Source organism: Nocardia sp. NPDC059229 (assembly GCF_042754165.1).
In the GTDB taxonomy this organism is placed as follows: Bacteria; Actinomycetota; Actinomycetes; order Mycobacteriales; family Mycobacteriaceae; genus Nocardia.
On record NZ_JBHZAK010000010.1, the window covers coordinates 72334 to 93041 of the forward strand.

Consider the following 20708-nt stretch of genomic DNA (forward strand, 5'->3'; position numbering starts at 1 on the left):
AGGATTTAGCATGACAACGGAACCCGGGAGTGGAACTGTGGCCGAACCCCGCTGGCTCGATGACGTCGAGATGCGAGCCTGGCTGGGATTCGTGTTCACCCGCGACCTCATCGCCGCCGCGGTCGGGCGGGACTCCCTACGCGAATCCAATCTGACCTACGTGGAATACACCGTGCTGGCCCGGCTCGCCGACGCCCCGGACCACCGGCGCAGTTTCGCCGAACTCGCGGCCGTGCTCGAGTGGTCGCAGAGCCGGCTCTCGCATCAGATCACCCGGATGGAGAAGCGCGGCCTGGTCGCCCGCGAATCCATTCCCGACGACGCCCGCCGCACCGCCGCGGTCCTCACCGAAAAAGGCGCGCAGGTGCTCGATTCCGCCGCACCCTCGCATGTCGAGAGTGTGCGGCGTCACATGGTGGATGTGCTCGATCGTGGCCAGCTCACGGCGCTGGCAGATATCTACGACACACTGCTGACCCATCACCGCAGACCGGAAACCCGCGACGAGCACACCTGACGCGAATTCCCAGCCCACCAGCGTTTGGTTTGGCACCCATCGGGTACTGGGTAAGACTAGGCTCGGCACCGGCTTCCGACGGCGGTCGGCACCGAGCACACGGCCGGTTATCGGTCGTAGAAGTGAGCACCCGACCTGGCCTTAGCGAAAGGGGCAGGAGTTTTCATGTCCGACGTGTCCATCGGTCTCTCGGCGGATTCGCTGCCCGCGGGTTCCGTCGACAACCTGCTTCCGCAGCTCGTCGAGCACCTGCGGCAGAACCGCACCGAACTGCGCGAGGAGTGGGCCCGTCGCATCACCGATGCCCAGCTGCTCACCGCCATGACGCCCGAGGAAATCTTCTCCGAGGCCACCTCCGTCTACGACAACTACGTCGAGGTGCTCGAGACCGGTAGCGTCGAGGCGCTGCAGGCCTACGCGCGCGACCTGTCCGAACGCATCATCCCCAGAGGAGTCGAGACCGACGAGGTCGTCGGCATCGTGCTCCTGCTGCGAGACGTGCTGGCGCGCAGCCTCTTCGAGAAGTACCAGTCCGACTTCGAGCTGCTGAAGCTGGTGCTCGACGCCTACGAACCGGCCGCGAACCGCATCGCCAACACCGTGGCCGTGTCCTTCGTGCAGGAGCGCGAGCGCGTCATCCGCCAGCAGCAGGAGGCGATTCGCGAGCTGTCCACGCCCGTTCTCCAGGTGCGTGAGCAGCTGCTGATCCTCCCCATCATCGGCGTGCTGGACTCGCAGCGCGCGCGTCAGCTCACCGAGCAGCTGCTGCGCGCCATTCGCGCCAACCGCGCCAAGGTCGTCGTCATCGATATCACCGGTGTGCCCGCGATCGACTCCACGGTCGCCAACCACCTGGTGCAGACGGTCGACGCGTCCGGCCTCATGGGCGCCAATGTCATCATTACCGGCCTGTCGTCGGAGATCGCGCTTACCCTGGTGACCATCGGCCTGGATCTGTCGAAGATGAATGCCGTCGGTGACCTCCAGGGTGGCATCGAGGAGGCGGAGCGGTTGCTCGGCTATGAGGTGTCGCGCGTCACCGATCGCGACGGACGGTAGTCAGGGCGGGTCAGATGCCGGTACCCATTCTGAAGCAAGGCACCTATCTCATTGCGTCGGTGCAGTCAGCACTCACCGACGCGGATACCGAACGCCTGCAAGACGATCTGATGACCTACGTCAGCAGATACCGAGCCCAGGGCATCATCGTCGATGTCACCGCAATCGACGTAATGGACTCCTTTGCCGCCAGATCGCTGCGTACCATCGCCCATATGACCAAGCTGCGGGGGGCGGAAACGGTCATCGTGGGCCTACAGCCCGAAGTCGCTTTCGCCATGGTGCAATTGGGGCTCACCTTCGAGGACATGCACACCGCGCTGGACCTCGAGGAGGGCCTGTCCTGGCTCAACAAGAAGATCAGGAGCCGAGGCCAACGAGACGGTCGTGATCGTGGCCGCTGACGACGTGGTGATCGCGGTGAACGTGTCGAACGACATCGTGACCGCTCGGCAAGCGGGGCTGGAGTTGGCTGCCAAACTCGGCTTCTCGCTCTCCGATCGCACCATGATCGCGACCGCCATTTCCGAAGTGGCGCGCAATATCACGAGCTACGCGGGCACCGGGGAGATCCGGCTGGCCGTGCAGGATCGGGACGGCCGGCGCTCGATGGTGGTGCAGGCCAAGGACAATGGTCCCGGCATTCCCGACATTCCGCGCGCGATGGAGGACGGCTTCTCCACCGGACGCGGTCTGGGACTGGGTCTTCCGGGCGCCAAGCGACTGATGGACGGCATGGTCATCAATTCCAGGCCGGGACACGGCACCCTCGTCGAAATGTGGAAGTGGGTGCCCACCGGTGCGTGAGGACGGTTTCATCGGCGCGGTCGAATGGGCCGTCGCCGGTCGCGCACTGCCCGGGCAACGGGTTTCGGGCGACCGATCGGTCGTGCTCGACGCGGGTGGGGGCTCGGTGCTCTTCGCCGTACTGGATGGTCTCGGCCACGGTGCGGCGGCGGCCGACGCGTCCGATCGGGCGGCGCAGGTGCTGGCCGAGAACCGCGCCGAGCCACTGGATGTGCTGTTGCTGCTGTGCCATCGCGCCATGTCCGACACCCGCGGCGCGGCGGTCTCGCTGGCGCTGTTCGACTCTCGCGACCGCGTGCACTGGCTGGGTGTCGGCAATGTCGAATCCCGCATCGTCGCAGCGGCTCCCGGCAAACCGGCCATCCGCGCCACGGCCCTGCTCTCGGGCGGCATCGTCGGCTACCTGCTGCCGCCGAACCTGCAGCCGCAGACCGTGGCCGTGCGCCCCGGCGACCTGCTGCTCATGTCCACCGACGGCATCACCAGCCACTTCTCCGACACCGTCGACCTGTCCAAGCCGACCGCGGAGATCACTGCCGAGATCCTGGCCCGCCACGCCAAGGACACCGACGACGCGCTCGTGCTCGCGGCCCGTCATCGCGGGCAATCCCATCCCTCCCAACCCATTCCGAGTGTGAAGCCATGAGCGAGAACCCGGCATGAGCGGTCGAGGCCCGGAGGCGGAAGCTTGCGTAACCACACAGGGCCTGCGCTCATGTCCATGGAGCCGAGCGTGAGTACGGTACTGGCCGCGTTTCGCGAGGCGTACGCCGCCGCGCTCCGGCTGCACCTGCGCGCCCCCAATCAGAACACCCTGGCCGAGGGCTACGAGCTCGGGCGGCGGGCGCTGGTGGAGGGCGTGAGCATCCTCGACCTCACCGAGCACCACTTCCGGCTGCTCGAACTCGAGGGCCTCGGGCCCGCGCCCGACGGCACCGACCGCACCGAGGCGGCGCTGGAGTTCCTGCTGCAGACCATGGCGGCGCTGGACGTCGCCACCCGCGGCTTCCTGGACGGGACCAGGCGCTACGAGCAACAGCGTTCGCGCGCCGACGATCTCGCGGGCCGCGACGCCTTCCGCACGGCGTTGGTGGAGTCGCTGCAGGACGGGTTCTTCGTCGTCGACGCCCAGGGCACGCTGGTCGAGGTCAATTCGGCGTTCGGCGCGCTCACCGGCTATGGGCCCGACGGGATTCCGTATCCGCTCCCCCACCCGTGGACCGTGCCCGAGGCGCCGCGCTACCCGGATCTGGGCACCGATGCGGCCCGCTTCGTGATGCCCATCCGCCACCGCGACGGGCGGCAGCTGTGGCTCGCGGTGTCGACGTCCTCACTGGTGAAACCCGAGAACGGGGAACGGATTTTCGTCGGCACACTGCGCGATGTGACCGCCGAGCACGACGCCCAGGCCCGCGACCAGGCCGTCTCCCGGCTGGCCACGGCGGTCGGTGCGGCCACCAGTGTGGTCGAGGTGCTCACCGTCGGCCTGGAGGAGCTGCGTCGGGCTATCGGCGCGGAGGCCGCGGTGGTCTCGGTCTGGCCCAACCATCACACCGGCCCGGAACTGTATGTCTCCGAGGACAATCCGTACACCGGCGCGGGTCTGGCCCCGCACGACACCCAGCCCATCCGCCGACGTGGGGATGCCGAGCCGGCCGAGGGCGGCGAATCCCGGCGCGTCCTGGACGCCCGGGCCCGCGCCCTGCTCGACCGCGCCCGATTGCAGCCCGGCCGCACCATGTTCGCCATCCCCGAGGGGGCGTCGAGTTCGGAGGGCATCGTGGCGCCGCTCGGCGAGAGCGGCGACTCGGCGCTGTGGCTGCGCTTCGCCGCGCCACGGGTGATCACACCCGGTGACTGGGCGCTGTTCTCGCTGCTGGTGGGGCATCTGAGCCTGGCCGTGCAGCGGGCGCGCAACTTCGACCAGGCCCGTTCCACCTCGCTCACCCTGCAGCGCGCCATGCTCGGCCCGATCGAACTGCCGCCGCGCTTCTCGGTGCACTACGAGCCCGCCCTGCCCCCGCTGGAGATCGGCGGCGACTGGTACGACGTGGTGCGGCTCGAGGACGGCACCATCGGCGTCGTGGTCGGCGACTGCGTCGGCCGTGGTCTCTCGGCGGCGGTGGTGATGGGCCAATTGCGCACGGCCGCACGGGCTCTGCTGCTGCGCGGCGCGGGGCCAGCCCAGCTGCTGGCCGAACTGGACACGGTGGCCTCCCGCATTCCGGGGGCCATGTGCACCACCGTGTGCGCGGCCATCCTGGACCCGGTGCGCGGGCTGGTGCGCTACTCCAATGCCGGGCACATGCCCCCGGTGCTGGCCGAGCCCGCCAAGCGCGGCCGGCTGCTGGAGGGCGGTCGCGCAGTCCCGTTGGCCACCTTCGATATTCCACGCCGCCCGGAGGCCACGACGGCCATGGCCCCGGGCTCCACCCTGGTCCTGTTCACCGACGGCCTGGTCGAGCAGCGCGGGGTCGACATCGATGACCGCTTCGTCGAACTCGCCGACGAATTGTCGCGCGTGGCCGGGCAATTGCCGCGCGAGGTGGCCGATTCGGTGCTGTCGCGGCTGCGGCCCGCCGCCGGCTACGACGATGACGTGGCCATGGTCGTCTACCGGCAGCCGCCCGGGCCGCTGCGCCTGGACGTGCCCGCCGAAGCCCGTGAGCTGTCCGGCATCCGGCGCGCGCTGCGTTCGTGGCTCACCGCCGCCGCGGTGCCGCACGACACGGCGGTCGATCTGGTCGCGGCGGCGAACGAAGCCTGTAGCAACAGCATCGAGCACGCGTACCTGGGCGGCGAGCCCGGCCGGGTGCGGCTCAGCGCGGACTGCGGCGTGGACACCCTCACCATCGAGGTGTCCGATACCGGTGTGTGGCGGCCGCTGCCCGCGGATCCCGGTCACCGGGGCCGCGGCATCGCCATGATGCGTGCGCTCACCGATGAGCTCGACATCGACAATTCCGGTCCGGGCACCCGGGTGCGGATGTCGGTGCGACTAATGGCCGTTTCATTTTCGGCGGCCGGGCGCATGTGAATCTGGGCCCGCCGGCACAAATTCGGCGGGCGGTTTCGGAGGACTCCGAAAGAGAGCGGTAGCTGCGGTTTTCGCTATAACGCCCGCTACCGAACCAGTACCGATGTGGTAGACGATGCAGCACGAACGGACGGATCATGGCAGATTTAACAAACGTGACCAATACTTCCGGAGACGGCTATCCCTTCGCCGAAACGATGACCACCTCGGTCACCCCGCACGCTGAGGCCACCGTGCTCACCGTGACCGGCGAAGTCGATCTGGCGACCGCCCCCGCCCTCGAGAGCGCGATCGACGCGGCCCTCGCGGGCAAGCCCGCCGCACTGGTGATCGACCTGTCCGCGGTCAGCTTCCTGGCCTCGGCGGGCATGGCGGTGCTGGTAGGTGTCCACAAGCGCGCCGGGGGCACCCGCCTCGTGGTGGTGGCCGACGGGCCCGCCACCAGCCGCCAGTTGAAGATGACCAGCCTGGACCAGGTGTTCTCGCTGCATTCCACCCTGGACGAAGCGCTCAGCGCGCTGCGCTGAGGGTATGGCCCGCACACCGCTGCGGGCCGCCCGTGAACGACGAAGCCGAGTCCGGTTCATTCCGGACTCGGCTTCGCGGCGTTCACGGCTCGGTCAGAGGAGCTCGCGCAGCTGCTCGATCAGCTTCACGCGCTCGGCCGCGGTGCCGGCCATCGGGACCACGTTCAGCACGGTCACACCGGCCTCGCGGAAGGCCGCGATCCGCTCCTTCACGAATCCGGCCGAACCGATCAGGTTGATGTCGCGGACCAGATCGTCCGGAACCACCTTGGCGGCCTCTTCCTTGCGGCCCGCCAGGTACAGCTCCTGGATCCGGTCGGCCTCGGCGCCGTAGCCGTACTTGGTGGCCAGCGCGTGGTAGAAGTTCTTGCCCTTGGCGCCCATGCCGCCGATGTAGAGGGCCAGGTGCGGCTTGACCCCGTCGCGCCAGCTGTCGACATTGTCGCCGATGGCCAGCGCGGGGCCGGCGAACACCTCGAGGTCGCCCAGCGCCGGATCACGCTTGGCCAGACCGGCTTTCAGCGAGTCGCCCCATACCAGGCCGGCCTTCTCGGGCAGGAAGAAGATGGGCTGCCAGCCCTCGGCGATCTCGGCGGCCAGCTCCACGTTCTTCGGGCCCAGCGCGGCCAGCAGCACCGGAATGTTCTCGCGCACAGGGTGATTGATGAGCTTGAGCGGCTTGCCCAGGCCGGTGCCCTGCCCCTCGGGCAGCGGGATGTTGTAGTACTTGCCGCTGTGCTCGAGGCGTTCGCGCTTCCAGACCTTGCGGCAGATCTCGAGCACCTCGCGGGTGCGCCCGATCGGCGCGTCGTAGTTCACGCCGTGGAAGCCCTCGATGACCTGCGGGCCGGAGGCGCCCAGGCCCAGGATGAAGCGGCCGTCCGAGACGTAGTCCAGGCCCGCCGCGGTCATGGCGGTCAGCGTGGGCGTGCGGGTGTAGAGCTGCAGGATGCCCGAGGCCAGCTGTACCCGGTCGGTCTTCGCGGCCAGGTATCCGAGCGCGCTCACCGCGTCGAACGAATACGCCTCGGGCACGAACACGATGTCGAGGCCCGCCCGTTCGAGGTCGGCGACCTCGGCGGCGGTCTCCTTGAAGCCGTCGGTGTAATTGATCGACAGTCCGATACGCATGTCCGGGACCTTACTCACCGGTCGGCACACCGACAGCGGGCGGGTTGCCGCACACGGCCCCGCGACCGGTACGGTAGGCGGCGAAATCACCTGAATTCGCCGTACTGCCAAGGGAGGCCACCCCTCATGACTCAGGACACCACCACCTTCGGTGATTCGACACTGCGGGGGTACCTGGGTGAACTGGCCGCCAAGGTGCCCGCCCCCGGCGGCGGCGCGGTCGCGGCGCTGCACGCGGCCCAGGGCGCGGCCCTGGTCGCCATGGTCGCGCGGTACACCACCCGGGCCAAGGATGCCGACAATCGCCCGGTCATCGACCGCATCATCACGGCCGCGGACGTGGCCCGCGAGCGCTCCCTGGCCCTGGCCGACGCCGACGCCGCCGCCTTCACCGCGGTCGGCGCGGCCTACAAGCTGCCCAAGGAGTCCGAGGCCGAGCAGGCCGCCCGCGGCGAGGCCATCACCGCCGCGCTGCTGCAGGCTGCCCGGGTGCCCGCCGCCGTGGTCGCCGAGGCCGACGAAATCGTCTCCCTGGCAACGGAACTGCTGCCCATCGGCAACCCCAACGTGGTGACCGACATCGGCGCGGCGGCCGACTGCGCCCGGTCCGCGGCGGCCAGCTCGCAGCTGAACATCGCCATCAATGTGACATCGCTGGACGGCACGGCCGCCGCCGAGTTCGCGCCGGTGCTGAAGCAGATCGAGGAGGTCATCGCCCGCGCCGATGCCCTGCACAACGATGTGGTCGCGGCCATCACCCGCTGACCGCGCAATTTAGCCTGCACTGTGCCCCGTTCCGTTATGGAACGGGGCACAGTCAGTTTCCGGCCCTCTACCTGGTGATACGAACTTCGCATAACCCCCACGCCGGGACAATGGTTACGAACCGGGTACATTTCCAGATGGGACTGATGACCAAGTCATAGTCTGAGAAACCCTGCCCCACACCCTCTCGAAGGGATGGAAGAATGCGGAAACCGATTCGCTCCCTGTTCGTCGCAAGCTTCGTCGCCGCGGCGGCCGCGTTCGGAACCGGAGCCGCGGGTGCGGCCCTCGAAACGCCCAATCTCCCAGCCGTCCAAGCCATTACGCCGGCCTCAGGTCAGGTGGTGGGCATCGCCGCCCCCGTGACCGTCCAGTTCGCCGACGCGGTCACCGATCGCGCCGCCGCCGAACGCTCCGTCGACGTCCGCGCGCAGGACTCCCTCGCCGGCCACTTCACCTGGATCGACGACCGGCAGCTGATGTGGCAGCCGGCGAACTTGCTGCCCGCCCGCTCGCCGATCACGGTCCTCGCTGGACGCGAGCAGGCCAAGTTCCAGACCAATGGCGGCACCACCGCCGATGCGGACATGTCGGCGCACACGTTCACGGTCTGGGTGGACGGCGTCGCCCACACCATGCCCGCGTCCATGGGTAAGCCGGGGCGCGAAACGCCGGTCGGAACCTTCCCGGTGCTGTCCCGCGAGCGCTCGGTCACCTTCGACTCCCGGACCATCGGCATCCCGCTCAACGATCCGGAGGGCTACCTGCTCACCGGCGAGTTCGCCGAGCGCCTGACCTGGGGTGGCGTCTACGTCCACTCCGCACCCTGGTCCGTGGATTCCCAGGGCAACTCCAACGTCAGCCACGGCTGCATCAACCTCGCCCCCGCCGACGCCGAGTGGTACTTCGACAACGTCTCCGTCGGCGACCCCGTCACCACGCACTGGTGACCATTACCGGTCTGGACAAGATCAGGGAGCTCCCAGCCTGGGGAATCGGACGGATTCCCGCGCTGAGAGCTCCCTGATTCGCTGTTGTCAGCGGCCGTTCTCGGCGGCCTGGACCACGTGGCGCATGAGGAGTGCGGTGGTGACGGGGCCGACGCCGCCGGGGACGGGGCTCAGGGCGGCGGCCTTGCCGGTGACCGAGGCCGCGTTCACGTCGCCGGTGATGTTGCCGTTCTCGTCCTCGTTCGTGCCGACATCGATGACGACCGCACCCTCGCGCACGTGGTCGGCGGTGATGAGGCCCGCGCGGCCGACCGCGGCGACGACGACGTCGGCGGCCGAGGTCACAGCGGGCAGGTCGGTCGTGCGGGAGTGGGCGATGGTGACGGTCGCGTTCTCGGCGAGCAGCAGCTGAAGCAGGGGCTTGCCGACCACATTGGAGCGGCCGACGACCGCGACATGCCGACCCGCGAGCGGGATCTCGTGGAACTTGGCCAGTTCCACGACCGCCTCCGAGGTGGCGGGCGGGAAGCCGGGCAGACCCGCGGCGAGCAGGCCCAGTGAAAGCGGGCTGACGCCGTCCACATCCTTCTCGGCGGCGATGGCGGAGCTGACGTCGTCGAGGCCGACACCCTTGGGCAGCGGGGTCTGCAGCATGATGGCGTCCACCGACGGGTTCTGCGACAGCTCGGCGAGCTTGGCGCGGATCTGCTCGGCGGTGGCGTCGACACCGAGATCGACGTTCTCGCAAGCGATTCCATTGCGTTCGGCGGCACGGTTGAGGGACTTCACGTACCAGGCACTGGCCGGGTCGTCGTTCGGGATCACGAGGGCCAGCCGGGGGGCGGCGCCCTGCTCGGTGAGGGCGGCGGCGCGCTGCTTGGTGTCGGCGTTGATGGCGGCGGCGAGTTCCTTGCCGATGAGCGAAGTCGTATCCACGGGTGCACAGCTTATCCCGAGTCCCGCCGCGCCCTCCCCGCGCGCACCGGAGGCCGGGCGGCCGATGCCTTCCGGGGGCGACATATGACGCGGCACGCTTCGCGCGCGTTCCCACCATGCATTCGGGCAAAACGGCGAAATCAGTTCGGCAAATACCCGACAACCCGGGTGGGCAGTCGTATCGTGTCTCCATTCGATAAGAGCCAATAGCCAGCTAATTCCATGGATAGCCAGCAAACAGCAATGCGTGACACCCCCGAAAGGTCGACAGCAGTGCAGATCGCCAGGCGTTTTCCCATCATGCTCGCGGCGGCGGCCGCCGTCCTCACCATCCTCGGCAGCGGCGCCGCGCACGCGAACCCCGCAGCGCTGTACAACTCCGCGCAGGACAATTTCACCGCCGGCAATGAGGCGGCCGGGCTGGCCGACCTGCGCCAATTGCTCAGTGAATCACCGGATGACGCGCAGGCGCTGGCGCTGCAGGCGATCTGGTCGGACTACACCGGCGACATCATCACCCGCGAGGTGGCGCTGAACCGCCTCAACGGCATCGACGGACGGCTCGCGGACGGCACCCGGACGCTGTTCCAGGCCATCGGCGCCGCAGTGGGCACGCTGCCCAATCCGATTCCGGCGATCGCGGGACCGCAGACCGGCATCGCGGTGCTCGGCTACGGCCTGCTCCCCGACGGGTCCATGCGGCCCGAACTGGTGAACCGGATGCAGGCGGCCTGGCTGCAGGCGATCGCCTCGCCCCTGTCGCCGATCCTGGTGACCGGCGGCAATCCGCAGAACGGGATCACCGAGGCGGCGGCCATGCAGGGCTGGCTGATCGGGCACGGCATTCCCGCCGGCCGCATCGTGGCCGACCACCGCGCCGGGTCGACCGTACAGAACGCGCTGTTCGGCGCGCAGATGCTGAGGGACGCGGGCGCGACCAGCGCCATTGTGGTGACCTCCCCCAACCACATTCGCCGCGCCGTGGCCGACTTCATCGTCGCCGGAATGCCGGTCATCGGCGCGACCACCTCCCTCGAACAGCTCGTCTCGCAGCTGCCGCCGCCCGCGCGCAGCAGCCAGCGCGGCATCTACCTCGACACCACCCGCACCTTGCGGCTCCCCGCCGAACGCTGATCCCCACGCACGGACCCGCTCGAACGGGGCGGCCGTCCGGGCGTGCACAATGACGTGGTGACTCCTTCCGCCACCGAAACGCTGGTCGCACAGCTCCGCGCGGCCGGCTGCGTGTTCGCGGAGGACGAGGCCGCGCTGCTGCTGGATGCGGCCACCGACGCCGACCACCTGGAATCGCTTGTCGCGCAGCGCATCGACGGGTTCCCGCTGGAACATCTGCTGGGGTGGGCGGAGTTCCGCGGCCTCCGGGTCACCGTCGCGCCGCGCGTTTTCGTCCCACGACAACGCACGAGCTTTCTGGTCGAACAGGCTATTGCCCTGGGCCGCAGCATGATCCGGCCACCCGTGTCGGCTGGTATCGCACACGACAGCATGGCCACTACTGCCACTGACGCTGCCGCCAGGACCACCATCGCTGCTGCCCGTACCGCTGCCGGTGAGCATCAGCCCGTCCGGCCACGAACCCTGACGGACCCGGCCGAGACCGTCGTCGCTCACGCGGATTCGACACTGGTCGCGCTCGATATGTGTTGCGGCTGCGGGGCTCTGGGATTGGCATTCGCGAAAGAAATGGCGGAGGAAGGTATTCGGGTCGAGCTGACTGCGGCCGATATCGAGCCTGCGGCGGTAGCTTGTGCGCGGGAGAATCTCGGCGTGGTGGGGGCGCGGGTCGTGGAGGGCGATCTCTTCGACCCTGTGCCCGCGGACCTGCGCGGGCGCGTGGACATTCTGCTGGCGAATACGCCTTATGTGCCGTCGGAGGACATTGCGTGGATGCCGCCCGAGGCGCGCGATCACGAGCCTCGGCGGGCGCTCGACGGCGGCGCGGACGGGTTGGACGTGCTGCGGCGGATTGCCGCCGTGGCGGGCGAATGGCTCTGTGCCGGTGGGCATCTGCTCGTGGAGGAGAGCGCGGAGCAGGCTCCGGTCGCCGCCGGGATCATGCGGGAGTACGGGCTGTCGGCTCGGATCGTGGAGTGTGAGGACAGGGGGGCGACCGTGGTGATCGGTACGCGCGCATGAGTATTCGCGGTGTGCTGTTCGATGTCGATGACACGCTCATCGACTATTCCGCGACGGTGCGGATCGGATTCCTGCGGCATCTCGCGGCGGAACAGCTCCTGGATCGTGTCGAGTCGCCGGAGGCGGCGTTGGCGCTGTGGCGGGCGATCGAGGAGGAAGAGTATCTGCGGTTCCTGGCCGGTGAGCACACCTTCAAGGGACAGCAGCGGGTGCGGACCGAGCGATTTCTCGCGCACCTGGGCATGACGGACGACGATCCGGTCGCATGGTTCGCCCGCTATGCGGTACACCGGGATTCCGCGTGGTCGGCGTTCCCGGATGCCGCGCCGGTACTGGAGCGGTTCGCCGGGCGGAGGTCGCTCGGCGTGGTGTCGAACGCCTCCCAGCCGTACCAGATCGGGAAGCTGCGCACGGTCGGGCTGCTGCACCACTTCGGGGACGCCATCCTGTGCTCGGACGAATTCGGTGCGGCCAAGCCCGATCCGGCGATCTTCCGCGCGGGATGCGAGATGCTCGGGCTGCCGCCGGAGCAGGTGGCGTACGTCGGCGATAGGTACGACTGGGACGCACTGGGCGCCAGAAATGCCGGGCTGCGGGCCTATTGGCTGGTCCGCAGCGGGCCGTGGGTCGCCCCGGACGACGGGATCACGGTCATTCGCTCACTGACGGAACTGGATTCGCCGGCCGGGTGAATCTCTCAGCCCGCCTCGAGCGATTTCCGGATCTCGGCCTGGATCTCGAGCTGCGCCCGGGCCGCGGTCAGGCCCGCGTTCACGTCGGCGGCGGTGCGCTGGGTGGCGGCCGAAACATACTGTGCCACCGCCGCTTCGATGGATTCCACCGCCGTGGTGGCGGTCGCCAGCTGGTCGCCGCGGGTGGCGGCGGGCAGGGCGGCCATGGCGACCAGGCGGTCGTCCCAGGCCAGGGCAGCCTGCTCGAGTTCGGCGCGCAGCACGATGGTGGTGGCGTCGTCGAGGGCATCGGCGGTGTGCAGGGCCGTCATGGCGTCGCGCAGGCGGCGGTGCAGGCGCGGTTCCGGGTCGTGCGAGCCCGCCCAGGAGGCGGGGGCGCGGGTGGGGGCGCCGGGGACGACCTGGTTGGCGGCCGCGATCGCGGTCTTCTGGCGGGAGGACACCAGCATCACGCCACCCACGGCGGCCCCGATCGCAATCAGCACGATCAGCACGACAATCAACATGGTCGGCTCACTTTCGTCGGTCGGTCAGCGATGAGTGGTGGGGCGCGGCGGCGCGACGGTCGAGTGGCTCGGTCCGGTCGGATGCGCCGGGGTGTGATGGCCGTGCACCTTGCTGTACACCAGGATCACCGTGAGGATGATCGCGAGCACCGCCAGGATCGCGGCGATGATCTTCACCTTGCTCCACGGGCGGTCGCCGGACACCTGGCCGGTGAGGCCGTTGATGTACACCTGGTAGGTCTTGTCCATGTAGACGACCGTCAGCAGCCAGATCGGCAGCAGCAGATGCTTGTACGCCAGCCAGTTCCAGTTCGTGTTGAGCTGGTGGATGCGCTGATGGTCACCGCCGATATCGCCGCGCACGGTGGATTCGATCGCCGACTCCATCCGCTGCTGCGCTTCCGGGAGCGACTGCTCGGCATCATTGTCGTAGGTGCGGCACAGGTGCCCGGCCACGAATTCCGGTGAATAGGCGCGCGCCTGCTCCACCGGCCACGGTTCCAGCGCCCGAATCCGGTTGCGGTTCATATTGTCATTGGCCAGCACCGGCAGATCCGCGAATTCATTGGCGACCTCACCGGCCACCGGATACCACCGGGTCCGGGTCTCGTAGATCGGATCCCCGTCCGAATCCGTCCCGACCCGCACCTGATAGTCGTCGCCGCGCTCGCCCTGATACCAGCTCTGGGTATCGGCGTCGTAGGTGAAATACGCGGTATACAGGCTGGAGAACGCCCCGATCCGCCGATACTTCCGGAAGTTCGACGGCGCGAACCACCGCCCCGACACCCATTTCTCGACCAGCTCCCGAGCCTGCTTCTCCCCCACCAGGAACGGCACCACACCGTCGACCGGCAGCCGGGCGGGCGCATTGTGCACATCATCGCGCTGAATGGGCGTGGCACAGTACGGGCACCGAGTAGCGGTGAGGCTCCCATTGAACCCGGTTGTCCCACCACAGTTCTGGCACTTCACCTCCCACTCCCCCGTCACCTGCGGCCCCGCCGCGTGCGCCTGCAACTCCCGCAACGCCGCGATCGCAGGCCCCAACTCCCGAGCCTGAACCGCCACATCCGGCGCCGTCACCGGAGACCGATTCCCGCAACTGGGACACAGCAGATCCTGCCCCACCGGATCGAACACCAACTGCGCCCCACACGAGGAACACGGATACGTCCGAGTCAACTCCGTCTGATGCAACATCGCCCGATCCGGCACCCCCGCCTCCGGCTGCGCTACAGGACTTTCCGCCCCGACCGCCCCGCCGTCTGCGCCCCCCGGAACAATCACCGGCGCCACGATCACAGGCTGCGGCATCGCGCCCACCGGCGCCTGCCCCGGATTCCCCGCCCCGAACCCACCCGGCAGCGGCGGCGGCCCCGCCGTCACCCCTGCACCCGGAAGCGGCGGCGGCGCAACGGTTCCCGGCCCGGCAGCAGCCGACGGCCATCTCCCCTGCTGCTCGCCCGGACCACCGGGCAGTGGCGGCGGCCCGCCAAGCCCACCTGCCCCTGGCGAAGGCGGCGCAGCAACTCCTGATCCAGCGGCGGCAATCGGCGGCGGCATGGGGGCCGACGTTCGTGCCGGAGCCCCGGACCCCGGAAGTGGCGGCGGCGCAACGGTTCCCGGTCCAGCAGCAGCGACCGGCGGCGGACCGAACTTCTGCGGCGGGGCGGCCTGCAGCCGGGGCGGGACTCCGCCGGGCCCACCGGCAGCGGACGGAAGTCCCGGCGGCGCAGCGGGGGCTGACAACGGCCCCCATTGCTGCCCGGCTCCGACACCTGGCAGTGGCGGCGGGGCCGCTCCGCGCTGTGGCATGGGTGGGACACCGCCCTCACCCGGCGCGGAGGTCGGCAGCGGAGGCGGACCGGCCGGAGCTTGCCTGAAATTCTGGGGCGGGGCGGATTGCGGCATGGGAGGGACTCCACCTTGTCCGCCGTCGGCAGGTGGAAATTGTGGCGGCACAGGCGATCCTGCGCTGGGACCGCCGGGGAACGGGGGTTGCGCGGGAGGGGGGCCGCCTTGGCCCTGGTCGTGGGCCGGTCGCGGCGGCGTCCATGGTTGGGGGTCTGCCGCGTGTGGGGTGGCAGAGTCGCTACCCGGGAGCGGCGGCGGGCTAGACGGGTGTGGGGGCTGGTTGTCGTTCATCTGGGCTCACTCGGTGCGGCGGACTCGAGGGTCGCGCATTGCGGTGGAAGGGCTTTCGGGACGCACCGAGTTGTCGGGCGTTGGTTCCGGCGGCGCGGGTACGGCGGCGGACCCGTCGGCAGCCGAGGGTGCCGACGGGTGCGGCCGGGCCGGGCCGGCCGGGCTGGGCGTGGAGGCTGCTACTGCGGGGGCAGCGGCGGCGGGGTGCCCGGGAGCGGGGGCGGGGTGGCGAAGAGGGGCTGCAGGGCGGGGACGGAGCTGGCGGGTTGCCAGCCGGGCATGCCCTCGGTCCAGACGTTGGTGTCGCGGGTCAGCTGACCGGACGAGACGTACTGGCGTAGTTGGTCGATGGGGAAGGGGCCCGCGGCCTGGCCGGCGTTGTCGAAGTGGAACTGCTGCTGGCCGGGAAGCGGCGGCGGGGCCGCCTGCTGGGGCGCGGCGGGCTGCGCGTAGCCACCCTGCTGAGGCTGGGCGTAACCGGGTTGCTGGGGCTGGGCGATGCTGCCCTGCATGGCGCCGGCCATCTGGCCGCCGAGGACCACGCCCATACCGGCCTGCATGGCGGCTCCCATTCCGCCGCCGGGGTTCTGGGCGGCGGCGAGCATGGCGTCGGCGGCCTGCATCTGCTGGTAGCGGTTGAGGTCGACATTGTTCATGAAACCGCCGGCTTCGACGCCGCGCGCCACGCCGCGGGTCATGGCCTGCTGGATCTCCTCCGGCAGGGAGATCGTCATGGTGACGCCCTCGACCCCGATACCGAAGCCGGACAGGCGCTGACCGACGAATTCGCGCAGCTTGTCGGACAATTCGACCTGGCGGCCCTGCAGATCGATGGCGCCGAGGCCGCTGGCCAGCACCATGTCGGAGAAGGCCAGGGCGACATTGGCGCGCAGCTGCTCGCTGAGCACATCGGCGTCGACCTCGGCATTGGTGCCGATCATCTGGCGCAGGAACACCTCGATGTCGGTGACGCGGACGTTCGCGGTGCCGTTGGCGCGGATCTGCACCATGCGGAAGTCGGGGTCGCGCACGGTGACCGGTTGCGGTGTGCCCCAGCGCATATCGGTGACGGCGCGGGTGTTCACGTAGTACACCTCGGACCGGAACGGCGAGTTGAAGCCGTGCCGCCAGGCCTGCAGGGTGGACATGATCGGCATGTTCTCGGTGGTCAGCTGGTAGTGGCCGGGACCGAACTTGTCGGCCAGCTGCCCGCGGTAGACGAAGACCGCCTGCTGCCCCTCCCGGACGATCAGCTCCGCGCCGTTCTTGATCTCGTTCTCGTAGCGGGGAAACCGCCACGCCAGCGTGGTGCGAGTGTCATCCAACCATTCGATGACGTCGACGAATTCGCCGCGGATCATATCGAACAGGCCCATTGAGTTCTCTTTCCTCCCTCGGGCGCTGCGCCCGACCCCGGCCGAGTATGGCACAGGGTCGCAGGCGCGCGCGGTCACCGTCGTGTGGCTATCGAGCCAACCACAGGCAGTGTTAATCATTCATGAACGACCATGGCCCGCGCGAGCTTTCCCGCGCGGGCCATATCAATCCGCTACCAGATCTCCGTCGCGCCCAGAGCTCATCGCGCTATCCCGCCACCGAGCCAACGATCCTGCCTGAGGACTGGATCCGGCCGGCCCGGATCAGGCGGGAGAGTCGAGTTCCCCGGCCACCACACCCGCGGTGAAGGCATCCCACTCGCTGGGGGCGAACACAAGCGCTGGGCCGGTCGGGTTCTTGGAGTCACGGATCCCAACCATGCCCGAATCGAGGAACGCGACCTCCACACATTGGGAACCGGTTTCGCTGCGGCTGCTCTTGAACCAGCGTGCCCCGGACAGGTCACCGTTCACGATCGAACTCCCTTGCTATCTGGCGGACCAGGTCTCGCGTTCGCACTTCATCCAGCGTTTCGGCCCGAATGGCGTCGGCCAACTCACTGTATCGCTGGACATCCTCGAGCCTCTCCACGTACAGATCGCTGGTCAGCCGACCCTCGACGTAGACGACCGGTGGCTCGACCTGGTTGTTCCTGGCGGCGGTGCCGAAGTCCAACAGCACGAACGGGCCGTGCTGGAAACCCCAGGTGTACCCGGCCGCATATGGTTGGACCCGCAGGGTCACGTTCGATCTGGTGCTCAGGTCGGCGAGATGCTTGAGCTGTGCGGCCATCACACGCTTGCCACCCACGACCCGGCGCAGCGCCGCTTCGTTCAGCAACACCTCGACCGCCAGCGGATTGGCTTTGCGGGTCACGATCACCTGGCGCTTCAACCGAATATCGATGCGCCGCTGGATGTCTTCATCGTTCCCGAAGCCCGGGAAGGCGCGGAACACCGCACGCGCGTAGTCGGAAGTTTGCAGCAGTCCGGGTATCTGTTCCTGGTAGGTGACCAGACGGCGGGCGGAACGCTCCATGCCGACATACATGTTGAACGCATCACTGAAAAGCCCGCCGAGGGAGAAGATCCCGTCCTCGTCCTTGGCAGTCGCCGCGCGGAACGCCAGACCGACCGCCTGCTCGGTCTCGTCGGCATCCACCTCGTAGAGCATGCACAGCTCCCGCACGTCCTGCCGTCGCGGCTTGACCGTGCGACCGGCCTCGAGTCGTTGTAATGCGTTGAAGCTGAGCTGAACCTGGACCGCAGCCTGTTCGAGGGTCAGCCCGGTCGCCTGACGCCGTTCCCGCAGAAACCTACCCAGTTGCCGCCGCAACAGGGTCGGCGACACATCCTCTGCCATCGATGCTCCCCCTGAAAAGTGAATACATACGCCAACAGAATCTGAATGCTGCATCGCGGTGGATCCGCATCCCGCCTTGGGATTTCAGACTACCTAATCTGAATATTCAGATTCCACGTTTTCAGAAACGTCCTCGGTGGTGTGCTTGGGCTCCAACAACGGCACACAGGTAGGTGACAATGTCCAGCATCAACCCGTGGTCTGTGCAGGCGATCATCGACCGCATCGAACGAGAGAAGCGACAAGCCGCCGACCCCGAGCCTCCATCGAACGAGAGCGCCACGGCCGGGTATTCGGTGCGCGGGCTGTGGTCGTGCTACTCCGATTCCGGCGAACTGACTGCCGCACAAGCACATATCGCGATGCAACTGCATCTCCAATGCGGAGTCGACACCTGTGCGATGCGTTGGCGGGCGCGCACCGCCCTGGTCGCATCCGGGCGCATGGTCCTCGACCCCCGTGCGGTGCGAACACCGCCGACCGCGCACAGATCCCTGTTCACCCTGCTACGGGCCGCCGTATTCGGCTACAGTACACTGCTTTTCGGCGGTCGCCATGCCCTGCGATGATCCGGACCTGATCGAGATCCAGGTCATCCAGGACGTCCTCGACACCATCGAAACCCGTCTGCGCGACCGCGAACGCCACGGTTGGCGCCTGACCGTGCCCCGCTCCCGCGTCTACGCAACCCTGCTGCACGCGGTCATCGTCAGCGCCCGCGAATCCCACCGCCTCCCAGCCACACTCGACCGCGCCGCCATTCTCGACACCATCCTCGACGGCACCGAACCCGCGAGCCACGATGCCGCCGGCCGACCGATCGACGACGTCATCGCCCGCCACACCGTGCCCGCGAACTGAAGCCCCGGACACCGACGAGCGACTTCGGCACTCTCGATGACGGCAGACCGCGGCGAAGCACTAATCAGGATGGCGCAATCGGACTTACCGCCGGGCGAGTTGATGCATGCGTTCATCCGCACTAGCGGTGGCGGTCTGCGACAAGGGATCTCGTCACTCGATCTCGCATGCCGTTACCTGCAAGGTAATTGCCGCCTGACCGGTCACCGCCGAGGATCGTCGGTATGATTCGAATCGGCGTATTACTGCCCAGCCGCGAGACTGCCATGACCGGTGCTCACGATGCCGCGGGCCTGGTGAAGCTGGCGGTAGCTGCCGAAAACGCAGGATTCGATTCCGTATGGATCGGAGACTCGCCATTGGCGCGGACCCGTGTCGATCCGCTGCCGCTGCTTGCCGCGGTCGCCGCGACGACGTCCCGTGTGCAGTTCGGTACGGCCGCGTGGACCGCGACCCTGCGCCACCCCCTGCTCGGTGCGCACACTGCCGCGACCGTGGATCAGCTCAGCGAAGACAGGCTCGTACTCGGTGTCGGCGCTGGATTCCCGCTGCCCGAGAGCCGAGACGAATTCTCGGCCCTCGGGATCTCGTTCGACGAGCGGGTAGGGAGATTGGATGAGACGGTGGCGATTTGGCGCGCAAGCTGGTCCGGTGCCGACCGTTTCGACGGCCGTTACTGGAAGTTAGACGACTTGTCGGCTGCGTTGCCTGCGGCAAGCGCTGCGGGGCCGCCGGTGTGGTTGGCGACACCCCTCACGTGTTGCGTCGAGTGGCCCGGACCTACGACGGCTGGCTGCCGTTCTTGCCCAGTGCGGACGCGTACGCTCGAGCGTGGGCTGCCATCCGTGATCTGACGGACCGTCCGATCGCGCCCGGTATGTACGCGACGATCAACCTCGATCCGGACCCAGCGAAGGCGCGCGCTGAGCTCGACGGGTACGTGCGCCGTTACTATCGGCGCTCACTCGACGAAATGGCAACGGTCCAAGCCTATTTCGGTGGTTCACCCGAGGAATGCGTCGACTGGCTGGGCCGCTACCTCGAGGCGGGCGCCGAGCATCTGGTCCTGCGCATCGGCTCGCTCGATACCCGACGTCAACTCGAAACGCTGGCAGAGGCGCTGCCCGCACTGCGGGCGATCTCGGTAACACGTTCGTCGGGTTGGCGGACCCGAAACCCTCGTTGAATCCGGTTTCAAGATCGTCCTTGTCCAGGGCGACGTAGACAGTATCGAGGGCCGAGCGGAACCAGGTGAGAACCTCGGGGTTCTCCGGCATCCACAGTGCGGCAACAGCAACCAGGGCTTCAGCGCTCACGGACTTGTGTTCCATCTGGTTATCTCTGCCTGTCGCCACGGAGCCGTTGCCAGAGCCAAGTCGAAGCAGCTGTGCGGGCACCTCACTGCGAGGGAGGACGGTCCCAGCTGTAGGCATCCGGCATGTTGTGCCTGCCGCCGGAATTCTGGTTCTGGATCACCGCATTGGCGGTATACGACGAGCCATCGGTGAACACCACGACGCATTTCAGATGCGCGGTCTCTTCACGCATCGTGTCGTGGACATGCGGTGTGCACGACACCGACTGCACCGGCCGGTGGTCCTTGGCGGTGATGTTCTCCTTCATGGCGTTCTGCAGGGCGACATAGGCATCGTTGTCCGGCCCACACCCGGCCACGAGCGCCAGCAAGGCGAGGATCACGACCGGCCCGGCCCGCCGAGGGAAGGTCATAGCACCCATCCCACCACCGCGGTCCGCGGACGGCACGGTTTCGATCGCATCGACCAGCGAACGACCTCATCAGCGAGGGCACACTCGAAGGACTCGAATCCGCCCCGCGCCAGAGGACGACTCGGCGGCCGGCCAGGTCGGTCTCCGG

Annotated in this window: 25 protein-coding genes; 16 read left to right on the forward strand and 9 right to left on the reverse strand. The window is 68.2% G+C overall.

The window, feature by feature from the left end; all coding sequences use genetic code 11:
- Window positions 1–10 precede the first annotated feature (10 nt).
- The 7 genes from ACFXHE_RS22950 (at window position 11) to ACFXHE_RS22980 (ending at window position 5947) form a co-directional block, all read left to right on the forward strand.
- The gene (locus ACFXHE_RS22950; protein ID WP_379386029.1) at window positions 11–517 is read left to right on the forward strand and encodes a MarR family winged helix-turn-helix transcriptional regulator; all 507 of its coding nucleotides are present in this window, start codon (window positions 11–13) and stop codon (window positions 515–517) included.
- A 165-nt stretch (window positions 518–682) separates the two neighbouring features.
- On the forward strand, window positions 683–1576 hold the full coding sequence (locus ACFXHE_RS22955; protein WP_354832015.1) for an STAS domain-containing protein: 894 nt from the start codon (window positions 683–685) through the stop codon (window positions 1574–1576).
- Window positions 1577–1590: 14 nt separating this feature from the next.
- Window positions 1591–1980, forward strand: coding sequence for an STAS domain-containing protein (locus ACFXHE_RS22960; protein ID WP_379386031.1), 390 nt, complete (start codon window positions 1591–1593; stop codon window positions 1978–1980).
- Window positions 1970–2383 (forward strand): ATP-binding protein, encoded by a 414-nt coding sequence (locus ACFXHE_RS22965; protein WP_356996859.1) that lies wholly within the window; start codon window positions 1970–1972, stop codon window positions 2381–2383. The genes ACFXHE_RS22960 and ACFXHE_RS22965 overlap by 11 nt, the downstream gene beginning before the upstream one ends.
- Window positions 2376–3029, forward strand: a complete 654-nt coding sequence (locus ACFXHE_RS22970; protein ID WP_354832009.1) for a SpoIIE family protein phosphatase — start codon at window positions 2376–2378, stop codon at window positions 3027–3029. The genes ACFXHE_RS22965 and ACFXHE_RS22970 overlap by 8 nt, the downstream gene beginning before the upstream one ends.
- Window positions 3030–3116: 87 nt before the next feature.
- Window positions 3117–5420, forward strand: coding sequence for a SpoIIE family protein phosphatase (locus ACFXHE_RS22975; protein WP_379386033.1), 2304 nt, complete (start codon window positions 3117–3119; stop codon window positions 5418–5420).
- 197 nt (window positions 5421–5617) lie between these two features.
- Window positions 5618–5947, forward strand: a complete 330-nt coding sequence (locus tag ACFXHE_RS22980; RefSeq protein WP_364618178.1) for an STAS domain-containing protein — start codon at window positions 5618–5620, stop codon at window positions 5945–5947.
- A gap of 93 nt (window positions 5948–6040) precedes the next feature.
- On the opposite strand, the gene ACFXHE_RS22985 is transcribed toward ACFXHE_RS22980, so the two are convergent.
- Entirely contained in the window at window positions 6041–7078 is a 1038-nt protein-coding gene (locus ACFXHE_RS22985; RefSeq protein ID WP_379386035.1) for an LLM class F420-dependent oxidoreductase, read from the reverse strand.
- A gap of 126 nt (window positions 7079–7204) precedes the next feature.
- Here ACFXHE_RS22985 and ACFXHE_RS22990 point away from each other — a divergent pair, with 126 nt between their 5' ends.
- Entirely contained in the window at window positions 7205–7843 is a 639-nt protein-coding gene (locus ACFXHE_RS22990) for a cyclodeaminase/cyclohydrolase family protein (protein ID WP_379386037.1), read from the forward strand.
- A 203-nt stretch (window positions 7844–8046) separates the two neighbouring features.
- Window positions 8047–8793 (forward strand): L,D-transpeptidase family protein, encoded by a 747-nt coding sequence (locus ACFXHE_RS22995; protein ID WP_379386039.1) that lies wholly within the window; start codon window positions 8047–8049, stop codon window positions 8791–8793.
- 87 nt (window positions 8794–8880) lie between these two features.
- On the opposite strand, the gene ACFXHE_RS23000 is transcribed toward ACFXHE_RS22995, so the two are convergent.
- Window positions 8881–9729, reverse strand: a complete 849-nt coding sequence (locus tag ACFXHE_RS23000; RefSeq protein ID WP_379386041.1) for a bifunctional 5,10-methylenetetrahydrofolate dehydrogenase/5,10-methenyltetrahydrofolate cyclohydrolase — start codon at window positions 9727–9729, stop codon at window positions 8881–8883.
- A 273-nt stretch (window positions 9730–10002) separates the two neighbouring features.
- Here ACFXHE_RS23000 and ACFXHE_RS23005 point away from each other — a divergent pair, with 273 nt between their 5' ends.
- The 3 genes from ACFXHE_RS23005 to ACFXHE_RS23015 are packed head-to-tail and all read left to right on the forward strand — an operon-like array spanning window position 10003 to window position 12578.
- The gene (locus ACFXHE_RS23005) at window positions 10003–10863 is read left to right on the forward strand and encodes a YdcF family protein (protein ID WP_379386043.1); all 861 of its coding nucleotides are present in this window, start codon (window positions 10003–10005) and stop codon (window positions 10861–10863) included.
- A gap of 57 nt (window positions 10864–10920) precedes the next feature.
- On the forward strand, window positions 10921–11886 hold the full coding sequence (locus ACFXHE_RS23010) for a methyltransferase (protein ID WP_379386045.1): 966 nt from the start codon (window positions 10921–10923) through the stop codon (window positions 11884–11886).
- Window positions 11883–12578, forward strand: a complete 696-nt coding sequence (locus ACFXHE_RS23015; protein ID WP_379386047.1) for an HAD family hydrolase — start codon at window positions 11883–11885, stop codon at window positions 12576–12578. Before ACFXHE_RS23010 ends, ACFXHE_RS23015 begins: the two co-directional genes overlap by 4 nt.
- 5 nt (window positions 12579–12583) lie before the next feature.
- Here ACFXHE_RS23015 and ACFXHE_RS23020 read toward each other — a convergent pair whose 3' ends face one another.
- From ACFXHE_RS23020 to ACFXHE_RS23045, 6 genes are all read right to left on the reverse strand, one after another.
- Complete coding sequence (locus ACFXHE_RS23020; protein ID WP_379386049.1) at window positions 12584–13084, reverse strand: hypothetical protein; 501 nt, start codon at window positions 13082–13084, stop codon at window positions 12584–12586.
- A gap of 24 nt (window positions 13085–13108) precedes the next feature.
- Entirely contained in the window at window positions 13109–14134 is a 1026-nt protein-coding gene (locus ACFXHE_RS23025; protein ID WP_379386051.1) for a hypothetical protein, read from the reverse strand.
- A gap of 335 nt (window positions 14135–14469) precedes the next feature.
- Entirely contained in the window at window positions 14470–14913 is a 444-nt protein-coding gene (locus tag ACFXHE_RS23030) for a hypothetical protein (protein WP_379386053.1), read from the reverse strand.
- A gap of 498 nt (window positions 14914–15411) precedes the next feature.
- Entirely contained in the window at window positions 15412–16608 is a 1197-nt protein-coding gene (locus ACFXHE_RS23035; RefSeq protein WP_379386054.1) for an SPFH domain-containing protein, read from the reverse strand.
- A gap of 264 nt (window positions 16609–16872) precedes the next feature.
- The gene (locus tag ACFXHE_RS23040; protein ID WP_379386056.1) at window positions 16873–17082 is read right to left on the reverse strand and encodes a DUF397 domain-containing protein; all 210 of its coding nucleotides are present in this window, start codon (window positions 17080–17082) and stop codon (window positions 16873–16875) included.
- Window positions 17072–17959, reverse strand: a complete 888-nt coding sequence (locus ACFXHE_RS23045; RefSeq protein WP_379386058.1) for a helix-turn-helix domain-containing protein — start codon at window positions 17957–17959, stop codon at window positions 17072–17074. The genes ACFXHE_RS23040 and ACFXHE_RS23045 overlap by 11 nt, the downstream gene beginning before the upstream one ends.
- A gap of 191 nt (window positions 17960–18150) precedes the next feature.
- On the opposite strand from ACFXHE_RS23045, the gene ACFXHE_RS23050 reads away from it, so the two are divergent.
- The 4 genes from ACFXHE_RS23050 to ACFXHE_RS23065 all read left to right on the forward strand — a co-directional run bounded on the left by ACFXHE_RS23050 (window position 18151) and on the right by ACFXHE_RS23065 (window position 20018).
- On the forward strand, window positions 18151–18540 hold the full coding sequence (locus ACFXHE_RS23050) for a hypothetical protein (protein WP_379386060.1): 390 nt from the start codon (window positions 18151–18153) through the stop codon (window positions 18538–18540).
- Window positions 18527–18832 (forward strand): hypothetical protein, encoded by a 306-nt coding sequence (locus ACFXHE_RS23055; RefSeq protein WP_379386062.1) that lies wholly within the window; start codon window positions 18527–18529, stop codon window positions 18830–18832. Before ACFXHE_RS23050 ends, ACFXHE_RS23055 begins: the two co-directional genes overlap by 14 nt.
- 224 nt (window positions 18833–19056) lie before the next feature.
- Window positions 19057–19686 carry an LLM class flavin-dependent oxidoreductase gene (locus ACFXHE_RS23060; protein WP_379386064.1) on the forward strand — a complete coding sequence of 210 codons (630 nt, stop codon included), beginning with the start codon at window positions 19057–19059 and terminating at the stop codon, window positions 19684–19686.
- A gap of 23 nt (window positions 19687–19709) precedes the next feature.
- A complete protein-coding gene (locus tag ACFXHE_RS23065) occupies window positions 19710–20018 on the forward strand; it encodes a hypothetical protein (RefSeq protein WP_379386066.1) in 309 nt (102 codons plus the stop codon).
- A gap of 212 nt (window positions 20019–20230) precedes the next feature.
- Here the strand turns inward: ACFXHE_RS23065 and ACFXHE_RS23070 are convergent, their stop codons facing one another.
- Entirely contained in the window at window positions 20231–20560 is a 330-nt protein-coding gene (locus ACFXHE_RS23070; RefSeq protein WP_379386068.1) for a hypothetical protein, read from the reverse strand.
- Window positions 20561–20708: the final 148 nt, after the last annotated feature.

Coding starts and splice junctions, on each gene's coding strand:
- ACFXHE_RS22950 (WP_379386029.1), top strand. CDS start 11: ATGACAACGGAACCCGGGAGTGGAACTGTGGCCGAACCCCGCTGGCTC.
- ACFXHE_RS22955 (WP_354832015.1), top strand. CDS start 683: ATGTCCGACGTGTCCATCGGTCTCTCGGCGGATTCGCTGCCCGCGGGT.
- ACFXHE_RS22960 (WP_379386031.1), top strand. CDS start 1,591: ATGCCGGTACCCATTCTGAAGCAAGGCACCTATCTCATTGCGTCGGTG.
- ACFXHE_RS22980 (WP_364618178.1), top strand. CDS start 5,618: ATGACCACCTCGGTCACCCCGCACGCTGAGGCCACCGTGCTCACCGTG.
- ACFXHE_RS22985 (WP_379386035.1), bottom strand. CDS start 7,078: ATGCGTATCGGACTGTCGATCAATTACACCGACGGCTTCAAGGAGACC.
- ACFXHE_RS22990 (WP_379386037.1), top strand. CDS start 7,205: ATGACTCAGGACACCACCACCTTCGGTGATTCGACACTGCGGGGGTAC.
- ACFXHE_RS22995 (WP_379386039.1), top strand. CDS start 8,047: ATGCGGAAACCGATTCGCTCCCTGTTCGTCGCAAGCTTCGTCGCCGCG.
- ACFXHE_RS23015 (WP_379386047.1), top strand. CDS start 11,883: ATGAGTATTCGCGGTGTGCTGTTCGATGTCGATGACACGCTCATCGAC.
- ACFXHE_RS23020 (WP_379386049.1), bottom strand. CDS start 13,084: ATGTTGATTGTCGTGCTGATCGTGCTGATTGCGATCGGGGCCGCCGTG.
- ACFXHE_RS23035 (WP_379386054.1), bottom strand. CDS start 16,608: ATGGGCCTGTTCGATATGATCCGCGGCGAATTCGTCGACGTCATCGAA.
- ACFXHE_RS23050 (WP_379386060.1), top strand. CDS start 18,151: ATGTCCAGCATCAACCCGTGGTCTGTGCAGGCGATCATCGACCGCATC.
- ACFXHE_RS23055 (WP_379386062.1), top strand. CDS start 18,527: ATGCCCTGCGATGATCCGGACCTGATCGAGATCCAGGTCATCCAGGAC.
- ACFXHE_RS23060 (WP_379386064.1), top strand. CDS start 19,057: ATGATTCGAATCGGCGTATTACTGCCCAGCCGCGAGACTGCCATGACC.
- ACFXHE_RS23065 (WP_379386066.1), top strand. CDS start 19,710: ATGTACGCGACGATCAACCTCGATCCGGACCCAGCGAAGGCGCGCGCT.
- ACFXHE_RS23070 (WP_379386068.1), bottom strand. CDS start 20,560: ATGACCTTCCCTCGGCGGGCCGGGCCGGTCGTGATCCTCGCCTTGCTG.